A 13,022-nucleotide genomic window follows, 5' to 3' on the forward strand; every position below is an offset into this window, starting at 1 on the left:
GAGGATTGGAGCTATTTTACGGTGATTCTGATTAATCAAAAGCGCAATGATCTGCGCGTTATATTCGATAAAATCGAATCGTTATACCACTCATAAAAAACCCCGCACGAGGCGGGGTCTTTAACTGGCTGGCTGCTACTGTTTTTTAGGCCACGCCTTGGGGTCGACCTTGTTGGCCAGCTTAGGGAACTTGCTGGGATCGAAGGTGGGCTCTTTACCCGCTTTTAACTGCTGCTCATAATCGCGGAACAGAGCGAAGGCAACGGGCGACAGCATCAAGATAGCCACCAGGTTAATAATCGCCATCATGCCCATGGAGAGATCGGCAAAGTTCCAGATCGCACCCAGGCTCGCCACCGAACCCACCATAATCATTGCCAATACCGCCAAGCGGTAAATAAACACGGCAACCGGCGCACGCCGACCGGCCAGATACTCAATGTTGGATTCACCATAAGAGTAATTGGCGATCACCGACGTGAAGGCGAACAGTAAAATCGCGACCGCAACGAACATCGCGCCCCAATCACCCACGTGGCTTGAGAGCGCCATCTGGGTCAACTGAATGCCGTTAGTCTCCTCGCCCGCCAACAGCTCCGGGCCTGCCATAATGATAATCGCCGCTGTCGCAGTACAAATCACCAGCGTATCCAGAAATACGCCCAGCATCTGGATAAAGCCCTGCGCCGCCGGGTGGTTTGGGCGTGTGCTCGCCGTGGCCGCCGCATTAGGCGCCGATCCCATACCCGCTTCGTTGGAGAACAAGCCGCGCTGAATACCATTCATGATCGCTTGCGAAATGGCATAGCCCACGGCGCCGCCAGCAGCCTGTTCAATACCAAAGGCGCTGCGGATAATCGTCATGATGGCGGCGGGGAAATCACCGATATTAAGCGCTACCACTACCAGCGCGAGGATCAAATACAGCAGCGCCATCAGCGGCACGACCAGCTCAGCAACCTTGGCGATGGACTTCAAACCACCGAAGATAATCGGCGTAACAACGACCACCAAGACTAACCCCATGGCCCAGGTGGGAACGGCAAATGCCTGCTCCATGGCCTGGGCGATGGAGTTGGCCTGTACGCTGTTAAACGCCAATCCAAACGCCACAATCAAACAGATAGAGAACAACACGGCCAGCCAGCGCAAACCCAGTCCACGTTCAATATAACGCGCTGGCCCGCCGCGGAACGTATTATCGCCATGGTCGGTTTTATAAGCCTGGGCCAGGGTGGACTCGATAAAGCTGGTCGCCATACCCACCATGGCCGTCATCCACATCCAGAAAATCGCGCCGGGGCCGCCAAAGTAAATCGCCACGGCCACGCCCGCCAAGTTACCGGTACCTACCCGGGCGGCCAAGCTGGTGGATAATGCCTGGAAAGAAGAGATGCCATCACCGGCGTCCCGGGAAGTGCGCAGCAGTTTGAACATATGACCGAAAAAACGCACCTGAACACCGCGCGTCATTATCGTAAAGTAAAGGCCTGCACCGATCAGTAGATAAATCAGCACACTGCCCCATAGCAGACCGTTGCCGCGATCAACGATCGCCGTCAACAGTTGAGGAAACGAAAAATCCATACCACACGCCTTTTTAAAATCATTTGAGGCGCTTCATTCTTCATGCCTGCACCAAAATGGCAAGAAAATTGGCGTATTTATTCCGACATTGCTCCCATAAACTTAAATTTCGCTTATTAACCATTGCCAAACCAAGGCGGCTTCCTCGCCTACCTGGCGGCGGCTTGGGCGCACCAGCCAAAAACGCTCATCGCTTGATACGCCTACTGAAAAAGGCATGACCAGGTCATTGCGCTTCCCTAACAAACGGCGATGGATTAACGCCACACCCGCCCCTTGGCTGGCTAACGCCAATGTCATCACCTGGTTGTCACAGGTGAGCGAGTGGCACTGCGCTTCCAGATGAGCAACCCTTGCCGCCTGAAGCCAGCCCGACCAACCGACCCCAAAACCTACGGTGTGAAGCAGCGTATGCCCACCTAAATCGTCAGGGGTTGTTAAGGTTTCGGCCAATGCGGGCGAACAGACAGGCAATAGCTGATCGTCACCCAAGGGGTGCATTTCTACGCCACTCCACTCGCCGCGCCCATAACGAATTTCAATATCCGCGCCCTCCGGCCTATAGTCATCGGGCCAGATAGCGCTGACCAAACGAAGGGATATTTGCGGGTACCGCTGATGAAAAGCCGCCAAGCGCGGAGCCAGCCACGATTGCTGAAAGATTGGCGTGGCACGTAGCGTTACCGGCTGCTCACTGGTCATGCCGAACACTTCGGATGTGCCTTCGCTAATACGCGAGAAAGCATCATGGATACTGGGTAGCCAAGCCTGTCCCACAGGCGTCAGGGTTAAGCTTCGCGCATGGCGTATAAAGAGTTTTTGCCCCAGGCGCTCCTCAAGCAGACGCACACGCTGGCTAATCGCTGCCTGGGTAACCGCTAATTCGTTTCCCGCAGCGGTAAAACTTAGCGTTCGTGCCGCCGATTCAAACGCCTGTAGCCATAATAAAGGTGGTAGCTGGCTCATGATAAACCTACCTATAAGTAAAACGGTGTCTTAGGGGCCAGATTAATCGTTTGTTTAACCCATGGCGACTGCGCATCCTAAGTGGCGGAATTTAAAACTTATTTCTAGCCACTTAACGAGGTAATAATGACAAGCGCCGTGTTTGCAGCAGAGAAGCGCCAAGTCCCTCAAATGGGCGAACTGACATCTTATGAGTCTGGCCCGCTAATCAGCGAGGCAACCTTGGCTGCAGATGGCGTATCGCTAACGTGGCAAACCGGTGACCGGACCACGCTACCGCTCCTTTGGCTTCGTGACCACTGCGCCTGTTCCGAATGCCGCCATCCACAAACCCGTGAACGGCTTTACCTTCCCCTGGCAGATATTGATGAACTTCCAGGTATTACCCTGGCAGAGGGACATCTGTATTTACAGTGGACAGACGGTCACGTCAGCGCTTTTCATAGCGGCTGGCTTCATCAACGCCGTCCAGAAGCGCGCCTGACATCCGCCGTTCCTGCGCCCATGCCCTGGGTCGATAACTTTTTCCCTGAGCGAATTCGCCATGCTGACTTTCTCACCCCAGAGGGTGAGAAAGCCTGGCTCACCGCCATGCTGCGCGACGGCTTGGCGCTGGTTGATGAAGCGCCGCTGATCGAAGAAGAGGTCAGCCGTTTAGCCGAGCGCATCGGGCCGCTGCGCTCAACCAATTTTGGTGCCCGTTTTGATGTACGCTCCAAACCCAACCCCAATAACGCGGCCTATACGGCGGTTGGCTTGCCTCTACATATCGACCTGCCTAATTGGCGCCAGCCGCCCGACATTCAGCTACTTTACTGCCTGCAAAACGAAGCCAGCGGTGGCGAATCACTGTTTGCCGACGGCATCCGGGTTATTAACGCGTTACGTCAGCAAGACCCCGAAGCGTTGGCGATTCTGAGCGAGACACCGATTGATTTTCGCTTTCAGGATGAAACTCACGATATTGCCTTTAAAGCGCCTGTGGTTACTCTCGACGGCCACGGCCACTTGGTAGAAATGCGCCTGAATAATTGGATACGGGACGCCCTCCACCTGCCCGCCGCACAGATGGACGCGTGGTATCGTGCCTATCGCCTGCTATGGCAACTGTTTCATAGCCAAGCACACCAGCTAGAGTTCGCGCTTCAGTCAGGGCAGATGATAGCCTTCGATAACCGCCGTGTTCTGCACGGGCGGCGTGAGTTCGACCCCAATAGCGGCGCCCGCCATCTTCAAGGCACCTATTTAGACCGCGACATGCTTGCCTCGCGCCTGCGTGTTTTGGCGCGCCATGCATAATTCGCCCCGCGCGATATAAATAAAAAACCTGCAAGGAGATCTTATGAATACCCGTCTACGCCTTTCAGTCAGCGCCGCCCTGACGGCCTCTGCGCTAGTAGCCACCGCCGCGCAAGGCGATGACCAGACGCTTGATTTCGGCGTTCCCGCCTGGCCCGGCATTACCGTTAAAACCGAAATCGCCGAACAGCTGTTAAACCCACTGGGGTATGAAACCCGCACCCAGGAAATTGGCCTGCAAGTGATTTATCAGGGCATGGAAAGCGGTGATATTGATGTCTTTTTAGGTGCCTGGCTGCCCGCGCAACGGGAAATGTTCACCCCGCGTAAAGAGTCGGGTGTGCTGATTGACGTGGCCAATAATGTCGATGGGGCACAAATGACGCTGGCCGTACCGGCGGATGTGTATAACAGCGGTATTCAGAGCTTTGCAGACCTGGATGAGCACCGTGACCAGTTCAATGGCCGAATCTATGGCTTTGGCGCAGGATCTGCTGCCAGTGAAATTCTTAACGAGGCCATTGATAGCGATGCCTGGGGTCTGGGTGACTGGAATCTGGTCGATACCAGCGAAGTTGCCATGCTGTCTGCGGCGCGTGACGCCATTTCCCGCGAAGAGGCAATCGTTTGGGTCGGCTGGACACCGCACTGGATGAATCTGGAGCTGCCCATGCGTTACCTGGATGACCCTGACAATCTGTTTGGCGAAAACAACGGTGAGAGCGATGTCCTCACCCTACTGCGCACCGATTATGCGGAGGCTAACCCCAATCTCACTATATTTTTTGAGCAGTTCAGTTTTACCGCGGATGAGCAGAGCTGGATGATTCAAGCATTTGGGCAGGAAGAGCGAGCGCTTTCAGAGGTTGCCACCCAATGGATTAACGAACACCCCGAGCGTATTGAAGCCATGCTCGCCGATGTCATGACCAGCGACGGCGATCCCGCCTGGCCAATAATTGAAGCGCAGCTTGAGCGTTAAATACTAACGCAAGATGCCTTGAATGAGCGCTGACAACGCCTCTTCATCCCACCGGCGGGCTCGCGTATGCTATGGCTTTCTTATTCGCCAGCGCCTTTTTTTACCGGTGGGAGACAGGATGTCACGTACATTATTGAAAGGGCTTGGCCTGCTGGTGGGTTTGCTGGCGCTCGCCATCATGTGGAGCTGGTTGCAGCAGACAGGTTTACTTACTCAGGCGCACCTTGCCGAACTGGCCGACCTCGTTAGCCAGTGGCAAACCGAGCCTTGGATGTTTGCCGCGGTGATTGCCGTTTACACCGGCACGCAGCTCATCATGTTCCCGCTCAGCCTACTGGTGGTCGTTACCGGGTTGCTGTTCGGGCCTGCGTGGGGGTTGGCGTATGCCACACTGGGCACGCTCAGTTCTTCGGTTGTTTCTTACTGGGTAGGCCATTGGCTGGGGCGCGAAGCGCTAATGCGCTATGGCGGCCGCCATCTGCGTGGGCTTTCGGGCTATCTATCCGGGCGCGGCATTCGCACCATGACGGTGATTAATCTCCTGCCGCTGGCACCGTTTACGTTAACCAATATGTTAGCGGGTGCGTTTCATCTCAACTTTCGGGATTACATGATTGGCTCAACCCTGGGGATTGTGCCAGGGCTTGCGGCGGTCATTCTGCTGGGCAGCCAGCTTGGCGCACTCTTTACCGCCACCTCGCCACAAGAGCTTATAATCGCTGGGCTTGGGCTGGTAGCGGGCATTGGTTTACTGTTTGTCCTCAAGCGCTATGCGGCCCGGCGAACGCCTGAGCCTAAATAGGCTTACCGAGACGCCGCATGATATTTGGCCAGTACATCTGCGTAAAAACCGCCCACCGTGGTGGCAAAGTTTTTGATATCGAAATCGGCGGCAAACTCGCGCGCCTGATTCCCAAGGGTCTGTCTTAGCGCTTCATCACCAGTCAGCTCGAGAATACGCCATCCCCATGCTTGGCGATTCTGGGGCGTTTTATAACCATTAAAACCTTCCCGCACCACGTCATCGATGCCGCTGGAACGCACGGCAACAACCGGCATACCGGCCGCCATTGCTTCAAGGATGACCATTCCCTGGGTTTCCGAGGTGGAGGCAAATACAAACACATCCCCCAGATGATAATAAAGCGCCATCTCCTCAGGGGGTACAGCGCCCGCCAGCGTAACGTCATCAACCAATCCCAAGCGTTCTATCTGCTGTTGTATCGTCTGGCGATCCGGTCCTTCACCTATCAGGAGTAGGTGTAAATCGTCATGGCCCTGCTGCTTGAGCTCCGCTAGCGCATCCAGCATAAAACCAATATTTTTTTCCTGGCTGATACGCGAAACGCTGACCAGTATTTTTTGCGCCGGCTGAATACCCAGCTGCTCGCGCAGGGTGGCTAACGAAGATTCATCCACCTGCTGAAAACGAGCAAAGTCGATGCCCGTCGGCTGCACGAGTGTGGGCGTTTTAACCCCAATCATGCGCAAGTACTCTTCGGCTGAATAGGTAGGCACGATGACCCCCTGGCAGCCGTTTGAAAAACGCTTGATCAAATAGTGCGAGATCAAGTTACGAAACAAGATGCTGGGCAGGGGCACAAAATGCGCATAGTGCTCCAGGCGGGTGTGATAGGTGTACACCACCGGCACTTTTAACCGCCGCCCCATTAATAACCCCATTGACCCCAACCAAAACGGGTGATGGACATGGATGATATCTGGCTTAAAGGCACGCATGTAGCGGCGAAAACGAGCATTAAACGGGTTAGTTAAACGAAACTCACGCTTTTCACCAAAGGCCATCAACGTAGGAATGCGTTTGATTGCCGCATCGTCCTGCCATGCTTCGCGATAACGCGGTACATAAAGCTGAAGCGTATGGCCCAGCTCGCTCAGCCCACGGCGCAGGCGGTCAACCGACACTGATACGCCCGATACAAAAGGAAAATAGTTGTTGGATACCATAGCCACTCTTAGCGGCTTTCCCAAGTAAGGCGTTGGATCAATATCAAAGTCAGGATAGTAGTGCCGCTCTTCAAAAATCAGCTGATACAGCCGCATAGCCAGAAGGGTTAAAAGGCCTACGATCAATAAAAACCGCGGATAGCTGATATAGAAAAACGCATAAATAGTGGAGCCGATACTGCTTAGCATCCGCCACCAGCCGGGCAGATTCACGTTTAAGCGTATGGGAGTGACCGTGACATTTTCGCCGTTAACATCCACCACCACATAGTGGTGAAAACTGCTTTCGGCATTCATTAAAATGCCCCCCGCCCCACCGGTGGTGATGTAATTGACGCCATTAACGGTTTGATCAGAAAAAAGCGACAAGTTCGCTGAAAACACCGTATCCACCGCATAGCTTTCGGCGAGCCGCATAATGCCGTCGCTCAAAGCGGCATCGTTTAAATAGTTATCTGATTCAAATGGTGGCGCCTCATTAATCACGTTATGCAGCGGAAGGCCGACAAAAACAAACCGGTGCTGGACCTCTGACGCCGCAAGCTCACGCTCCAGCCAGTCCAACTGCCACGATGTTGACGACTTGCCGGTGCCGTCCAGAAAAATGAAGTGGCTGTTACCCGCCACAAACGAGTAAAAATGCGGGCCAAAATGCTCATAGAAAAGATAGCTGCCAAAATCACTGTCTTCGTTATCCCCATAGGTGAGCAGATAGGGGATATTGAGCTCCTCCATACTATCGTAAATGGCTTGGTAGCTCTCCTGCTGGCCACTGCTAACGGCGTTGCCCGCAGAAACCAGAAAGTCGATACCGCCCTGATTAATCTGGGGCACGATTTCATTGCGAAACACGCTCACCGAGTTGTTGATATTACCTACCACGGCAAATCGGTAGGCATCGCGTTCAGAAAGCGTGTCGCGGATGTCCGCAACCTCCAGGGTATGTACCGATTCAAACGTAGGCTCGGCCATGTAAAGCCATACCTGGTGAGTAACCAGAACAGCTACCAACGCCAGATTAAGCACAAAGAAAAGCCGTATCCAGCGCTTATGAGAACGTTGGAAAGCACGCAGGAAAGAGCGTTGAGAGGACATCTAGAACGGCTTACTCATGTGAATTAGACAAATAATATAACGGTATATGCATTTAGCGTGTTTCGCAGCCGTTGAGTGTCGCTAACAAGCGTCGAGGACCGCCGTGGTCGCGATGCTCGCCTAACCAAAGGCCTTGCCATGTACCCAGTGCTAACCGCCCATCGCGCACGGCAAGCGTTACCTGGGTGCCCAACAAACTGGCGGCCACATGCGCAGGCATATCATCGGGGCCTTCCAGCGTGTGTCGAAAGTAGCTCAGCCCTTCGGGTATCAGATTACCCATAAAAGCATTTAAATCATGCCGTACATCCGGGTCGGTATTTTCATTAAGAGTAAGCGACGCCGAAGTATGCATGAGCTGCAGGTGCAAAAGTCCCACGCAGCATTCCGACAAGCAAGGCAGTGCACGAGCCACCTCATCGGTAATCAAGTGAAATCCCCGTGCCAACTCAGCCAAGTGAATTTCCTGCTGATGCCACATAAAATACTCCTTTATTCGGCGCGCCTTTATTTTAAGGTCATGCTCACCGTAGCCGATTTATTAGCGCTTATCGTTTGGCCACGCGGATAAGATACCCATTTTATCCAATGGTTTCCGCCGTTAGGCGATGACTTCGTACATTAGCTAGATGATAACTATCAATGGGCACTGGTGGCAGGTCCTGATCGTGATTACCTATGGATTCTTTCGCGCACGCCCACGTTGGATAGCGACACTGAGCAACGCCTTCGTCAACGGGCTGCCGAGCTCGACTTCCCGACCGATGAGCTGATTAGGGTAGCTCATGGTGAAGAGTGTCCCCGCCATTAACGAAGCCTTTGTACCGCAGGTAGCGGTGGCACCCGCCCGGTAATCTCACGCTGCACGTAGTCGATAAACGCGCGTAACCGGGCAGGCACATGGCGGCGCTGCTCAAACACCGCGTAGAAATCCGCCCGCACGCCTTGCCATTGCGTCAATAACGGCTGCAGCGCTCCACTGGCAAGGTGCTCGTTCACATCCCACCAGGAACGCAGCATAACACCATGACCATCCAGCGCCATGCGGGTAATTACCTCACCATCATTACTGGCAAGCCGCCCACTGACTTTCACCGACTGAACGTGCTCCGGGTCATCGCAACGCTCAAAACGCCACAGCGGAAAATCCGTATCGTTTTCACGAATCAGCAAGCAGGTCTGGCGTGAAAGTTCCGCAGGTGTCGTCAATGCCGGCATTTGGGCAATATAGGCAGGTGCGGCACACAGCACCCGACGATTGGGCAAAATAGGCTTGGCGATTAAACGTGAATCGGGCGGCTCGCCAATCCGGATGCCCACATCAAAGCCGTGGTCGCTTAGGTTCAAAGGAAAATTGGTGAGCTCTAACCACCCTTCTACCTCGGCGTGGGCTTCGCAAAACGTGGATAGCAGCGGCGCGATATGCCGCCTCCCAAAGCCGAAGGTCGCATTGACCCGCAGCCGCCCACTGAGCCCATGGCGGTGCGTATCGGTAAGTGAATTTTCAAGCTCCCCCAGCTCATCCAAAATCAGCGCCCCGCGGGATAAATAGCGCTCGCCTTCCGCTGTCAGCGTTAGCCGCCGGGTGGTCCGTGCGGCAAGCTCTACGCCTAACCTTGCCTCTAACTGCTTGAGCCGTTTGCTTACCGCCGACAGCGAAAGCCCCAGCTCGCGTGCCGTTGTGGTTAAGCTTCCCGCACGGGCCAACGTCTGAAAAAACGCAAGGTCGTCTAATGCCGACATGGATTCTCTACTTTTAGGCAACAATAGTTTGCATAGTAGCCTGATTATTATCTTTCCCAAAGCCGCTACACTTTCCTAGCAACTGTTATTAAGAGCTGTTCTTAGCAACGATTTTTTAATAACGAGTCTTAACAACAAACCAGGAGTCCATATGGCCCACCGCATTGCAGTTATCGCTGGCGACGGCATTGGTACTGAAGTCATGCCCGAAGGTATCCGTGCCTTAGAGGCCGCCGCCAAACGCTTTAATATCGACCTTGAGTTCACGACGTTTGAGTTTGGCAGCTGCGACTACTACCTTGAGCATGGTCAGATGATGCCAGACGACTGGTTTGAACAGCTCAAAGATTTCGATGCACTGTTTTATGGTGCCGTGGGCTGGCCTGAAAAAGTCCCTGACCACATTTCCTTATGGGGATCGCTGCTCCAGTTCCGCCGCCGGTTCGATCAATACATTAATTTGCGCCCCTGCAAACTAATGCCCGGCATTAAAAGCCCCTTGGCCGGCCGTGAACCAGGCGATATCGACTTTTACGTGGTACGCGAGAATACCGAAGGCGAGTACTCAAGCATTGGCGGCAAGATGTTTGAAGGCACCGAGCGCGAAATCGTCATTCAGGAAACCGTGATGAGCCGCATAGGCGTTGACCGGGTGCTGAAGTACGCGTTTGACCTGGCACAAACCCGCCCGCGTAAAAAGCTCACCTCAGCGACCAAGTCCAACGGCATCTCCATCACCATGCCCTACTGGGATGAGCGGGTCTTGGAAATGGCCAAGCAGTACCCGGACATCAGCGTAGATAAATTCCATATCGATATTCTAACCGCCAACTTCGTGCTGCATCCGGACTGGTTCGACGTGGTCGTGGGTAGCAACCTGTTTGGCGACATTCTGTCCGACCTGGGTCCGGCGTGTACTGGCACCATCGGCATTGCCCCTTCGGCCAATATTAATCCGGAAGGCAAATTTCCCAGCCTGTTCGAGCCGGTACACGGCAGCGCCCCGGATATTGCAGGCAAGGGTATCGCCAACCCGATTGGCCAGATCTGGTCTGGCGCCATGATGCTAGAACATCTTGGCTATAAAGAAGCCGCTGATGCGATGGTCACGGCGATTGAAAACGTGCTTAGCGAAAGCGACAGCCAAGTGGTCACCCGCGATGTTGGCGGCCAGGGCACTACTGAAAGCCTGGGTCGCGCGATTGCTGACACCATTGCCAAGTAACGTTTATTCAGCCTAAAACCAGCTGCCCGAATGAAACATGTCGGGCAGCCGTATGCATGACTTATAGCAGCTTATGTTCTACCTTTTGTTTGAGACTGTACTTAAGATCGTATTTAAGACCGTACTTGAGACCGTACTTGAGACCGTACTTAAGACAGTATTTGAAACAGTTTCGGATTCGCTTCGCCAATAGCGCTAATAACAAAAGCTAGGACAATCCCATGAAACTTGGACGTCGCCAGTTCCTCTCGGCAACGGCTGCTTTAGCCGCTGTCGGCACCTCATCTCCGCTCTTTGCTTTCCAAACCTCACAGGGCGCCGTCCCTGATCGCTACCCTATTGATGCCTGGAAAGTCGAAGATCCACGATTCAATGATTACATGATTTTCAACAGCCCCTTGGAACGCCACTGGAGCGGTGGGCTATGGACTGAAGGACCGGCATGGAATGCCGTGGGACGCTACGTTGTCTTCAGTGATATCCCACGAGCCCTACAAATGCGCTGGGACGAAGCGACTGATCAGGTCAGCGTTTTAAGACACAATGTCGGGTACTCCAACGGCAACACGTTTGATCATCAAGGGCGTTTAATCTCCTGCGAGCACTACCCATCACGCGTGCTGCGCTACGAATGGGATGGCAGCACCACGGTGCTGGCCGAGCGCTATCAGGGTAAACCCCTGAACGCCCCTAACGATTTAGTGGCGCTGCCTTCGGGTGGCGTGATCTTCACCGATCCGGGATATGGCGCTCATTTTGACTACGAGGGTAAAAAGCGCGCTCTGGAGCTCGAAACAGCGATCTATTACGTCGACGATAGCCTTGATGAACCTATCAAGCTCACCGAAGATATCCACAAACCCAACGGAATCGTGCTGACACCGGATGGCCGTAGTTTCTATGCCAGCGATAGTGCCCCGACCCATTTTGAAGAGCCCGCCAGAATCATTCGCTGGACGCTTAGCGAGGACGGACGAAGCGTCAGCGACCGACAGGTAGTCGTCACCAGCGAAGATACGATTTTCGACGGCATGGCCTGCGACATCGACGGTAATATCTGGTCGAGTGCCAACGGTGGAGAAGGCATTGATGGCGTAGTGGTATTCTCGCCGGAAGGCGAGCTTTTGGGCCGCGTTTTATTACCCGAGGTTTGTTCCAACGTGTGCTTCGCCGGCCAGGGGCGTAACCGCCTGTTTATGACAGCTAGCCAATCCATTTACACCATTTACACGGCGACTCGCGGAGCGTAGCTATTGATAAAGCCTCACTGAATTTCATCAGTGAGGCTTGCGTTTTTCAGGCTAGGCTAAAGTAGCGGTTAACCCGCCAGCTTCGCGGCAATTTTTGCAACGTGCTCGCCCTGAAAACGGGCGAGTTTCAGCTCTCGCTCGCTGGGCTGGCGAGAGCCGTCGCTACCGGCAAGCGTTGCCGCGCCGTAGGGATTGCCGCCACTTACTTCTGAAATATCGAACTGCTCTTCAATGCCGTAGCCGATCGGCACGATCACCATGCCGTGATGGGCAAGCGTCGTCCAAGTAGACGTGACCGTCATCTCTTCGCCACCGCCGGTTCCGGTAGACGTAAACACGCTAGCCACTTTGCCACGCAGCGCGCCGCTTGCCCATAAGCCACCCGTTTGATCAAGGAAGGTTCGCATTTGGCCCGTCATATTGCCAAAACGGGTGGGGGTGCCAAAAATAATGGCGTCGTAATCGGCAAGTTCCTGAGGAGTTGCTTCCGGTGTATCGTAATCCTGCTTGCCCCCTGCGTTTTTGAAGGCTTCTTCCGGCATAGTTTCAGGTACGCGTTTGACGCTTACCTCCACCCCACTTACCTGCTTCGCCCCTTCAGCAACGGCTTTGGCCAAGGTATCAACATGGCCATACATGGAATAGTAAAGTACCAATACCTTTGTCATTGCTTACTCCTTTGAACTGTGTTTTTAACAACCAGGTTTTAGCTGCGTTAATGGCATCCCACAGGGGAATGACTACACCATAGCCTAGCGCGCTATAAGCAAAAGCGAATGTTTTCATCGGCTACTTTCGGTTTTCTCCACGGCTTTTACCTTGCGCAGATACACCGCGGTGACTAGCTTTTAACAGTTGAATTTAACAAATGAGTTTTTAACAAATGATTGTGCCGCGAACGACAAGG

The 13,022-nt window shown here is 53.9% G+C and carries 11 protein-coding genes and 1 pseudogene; 6 read left to right on the forward strand and 6 right to left on the reverse strand.

The genetic code is table 11. The features are described 5' to 3' along the window. Window positions 1-135 precede the first annotated feature (135 nt). Together ACT3R7_RS08830 and ACT3R7_RS08835 are read right to left on the reverse strand one after the other, a co-directional pair. Window positions 136-1,587 carry an alanine/glycine:cation symporter family protein gene (locus ACT3R7_RS08830; RefSeq protein WP_193091628.1) on the reverse strand — a complete coding sequence of 484 codons (1,452 nt, stop codon included), beginning with the start codon at window positions 1,585-1,587 and terminating at the stop codon, window positions 136-138. A gap of 102 nt (window positions 1,588-1,689) precedes the next feature. After that, on the reverse strand, window positions 1,690-2,553 hold the full coding sequence (locus ACT3R7_RS08835; protein ID WP_193091627.1) for a LysR substrate-binding domain-containing protein: 864 nt from the start codon (window positions 2,551-2,553) through the stop codon (window positions 1,690-1,692). Window positions 2,554-2,679: 126 nt separating this feature from the next. Here ACT3R7_RS08835 and ACT3R7_RS08840 point away from each other — a divergent pair, with 126 nt between their 5' ends. The 3 genes from ACT3R7_RS08840 to ACT3R7_RS08850 all read left to right on the forward strand — a co-directional run bounded on the left by ACT3R7_RS08840 (window position 2,680) and on the right by ACT3R7_RS08850 (window position 5,636). After that, on the forward strand, window positions 2,680-3,852 hold the full coding sequence (locus tag ACT3R7_RS08840; protein ID WP_226940120.1) for a TauD/TfdA family dioxygenase: 1,173 nt from the start codon (window positions 2,680-2,682) through the stop codon (window positions 3,850-3,852). A 43-nt stretch (window positions 3,853-3,895) separates the two neighbouring features. Further along, window positions 3,896-4,834: an ABC transporter substrate-binding protein gene (locus tag ACT3R7_RS08845; RefSeq protein WP_193091626.1), complete on the forward strand. Its 939-nt coding sequence runs from the start codon at window positions 3,896-3,898 to the stop codon at window positions 4,832-4,834. 118 nt (window positions 4,835-4,952) lie between these two features. Then, a complete protein-coding gene (locus tag ACT3R7_RS08850) occupies window positions 4,953-5,636 on the forward strand; it encodes a TVP38/TMEM64 family protein (protein WP_193091625.1) in 684 nt (227 codons plus the stop codon). Between the two features lie 2 nt (window positions 5,637-5,638). Here ACT3R7_RS08850 and ACT3R7_RS08855 read toward each other — a convergent pair whose 3' ends face one another. Both ACT3R7_RS08855 and ACT3R7_RS08860 read right to left on the reverse strand, forming a co-directional pair. Next, window positions 5,639-7,897, reverse strand: a complete 2,259-nt coding sequence (locus ACT3R7_RS08855) for a glycosyltransferase (RefSeq protein WP_193091624.1) — start codon at window positions 7,895-7,897, stop codon at window positions 5,639-5,641. Between the two features lie 52 nt (window positions 7,898-7,949). Next, a complete protein-coding gene (locus ACT3R7_RS08860; RefSeq protein ID WP_193091623.1) occupies window positions 7,950-8,378 on the reverse strand; it encodes a secondary thiamine-phosphate synthase enzyme YjbQ in 429 nt (142 codons plus the stop codon). A 156-nt stretch (window positions 8,379-8,534) separates the two neighbouring features. Here ACT3R7_RS08860 and ACT3R7_RS08865 point away from each other — a divergent pair. Further along, window positions 8,535-8,708 (forward strand): annotated as a pseudogene (locus tag ACT3R7_RS08865) (lipocalin family protein); the annotation flags it as partial. Here ACT3R7_RS08865 and ACT3R7_RS08870 read toward each other — a convergent pair. Next, complete coding sequence (locus tag ACT3R7_RS08870; RefSeq protein WP_193091622.1) at window positions 8,705-9,640, reverse strand: LysR family transcriptional regulator; 936 nt, start codon at window positions 9,638-9,640, stop codon at window positions 8,705-8,707. The pseudogene ACT3R7_RS08865 and the gene ACT3R7_RS08870 overlap by 4 nt on opposite strands. A gap of 151 nt (window positions 9,641-9,791) precedes the next feature. On the opposite strand from ACT3R7_RS08870, the gene ACT3R7_RS08875 reads away from it, so the two are divergent. Both ACT3R7_RS08875 and ACT3R7_RS08880 read left to right on the forward strand, forming a co-directional pair. Further along, window positions 9,792-10,865, forward strand: coding sequence for a tartrate dehydrogenase (locus tag ACT3R7_RS08875; protein WP_193091621.1), 1,074 nt, complete (start codon window positions 9,792-9,794; stop codon window positions 10,863-10,865). 221 nt (window positions 10,866-11,086) lie between these two features. Continuing rightward, window positions 11,087-12,115, forward strand: a complete 1,029-nt coding sequence (locus tag ACT3R7_RS08880) for an SMP-30/gluconolactonase/LRE family protein (RefSeq protein WP_193091620.1) — start codon at window positions 11,087-11,089, stop codon at window positions 12,113-12,115. Window positions 12,116-12,183: 68 nt separating this feature from the next. Here the strand turns inward: ACT3R7_RS08880 and wrbA are convergent, their stop codons facing one another. Beyond that, window positions 12,184-12,783, reverse strand: coding sequence for an NAD(P)H:quinone oxidoreductase (gene wrbA / locus ACT3R7_RS08885; RefSeq protein WP_193091619.1), 600 nt, complete (start codon window positions 12,781-12,783; stop codon window positions 12,184-12,186). Between the last annotated feature and the right edge of the window lie 239 nt (window positions 12,784-13,022).

It is taken from the genome of Halomonas sp. AOP43-A1-21 (genome assembly GCF_052376775.1).
GTDB classification, from domain to species: domain Bacteria; phylum Pseudomonadota; class Gammaproteobacteria; order Pseudomonadales; family Halomonadaceae; genus Vreelandella; species Vreelandella colorata.

What these genes read in the sequence shown, in the direction of transcription:
- ACT3R7_RS08830 (WP_193091628.1), bottom strand. Translation starts at nt 1,587, where the DNA reads ATGGATTTTTCGTTTCCTCAACTGTTGACGGCGATCGTTGATCGCGGC.
- ACT3R7_RS08835 (WP_193091627.1), bottom strand. Translation starts at nt 2,553, where the DNA reads ATGAGCCAGCTACCACCTTTATTATGGCTACAGGCGTTTGAATCGGCG.
- ACT3R7_RS08840 (WP_226940120.1), top strand. Translation starts at nt 2,680, where the DNA reads ATGACAAGCGCCGTGTTTGCAGCAGAGAAGCGCCAAGTCCCTCAAATG.
- ACT3R7_RS08845 (WP_193091626.1), top strand. Translation starts at nt 3,896, where the DNA reads ATGAATACCCGTCTACGCCTTTCAGTCAGCGCCGCCCTGACGGCCTCT.
- ACT3R7_RS08850 (WP_193091625.1), top strand. Translation starts at nt 4,953, where the DNA reads ATGTCACGTACATTATTGAAAGGGCTTGGCCTGCTGGTGGGTTTGCTG.
- ACT3R7_RS08855 (WP_193091624.1), bottom strand. Translation starts at nt 7,897, where the DNA reads ATGTCCTCTCAACGCTCTTTCCTGCGTGCTTTCCAACGTTCTCATAAG.
- ACT3R7_RS08860 (WP_193091623.1), bottom strand. Translation starts at nt 8,378, where the DNA reads ATGTGGCATCAGCAGGAAATTCACTTGGCTGAGTTGGCACGGGGATTT.
- ACT3R7_RS08870 (WP_193091622.1), bottom strand. Translation starts at nt 9,640, where the DNA reads ATGTCGGCATTAGACGACCTTGCGTTTTTTCAGACGTTGGCCCGTGCG.
- ACT3R7_RS08875 (WP_193091621.1), top strand. Translation starts at nt 9,792, where the DNA reads ATGGCCCACCGCATTGCAGTTATCGCTGGCGACGGCATTGGTACTGAA.
- ACT3R7_RS08880 (WP_193091620.1), top strand. Translation starts at nt 11,087, where the DNA reads ATGAAACTTGGACGTCGCCAGTTCCTCTCGGCAACGGCTGCTTTAGCC.
- wrbA (WP_193091619.1), bottom strand. Translation starts at nt 12,783, where the DNA reads ATGACAAAGGTATTGGTACTTTACTATTCCATGTATGGCCATGTTGAT.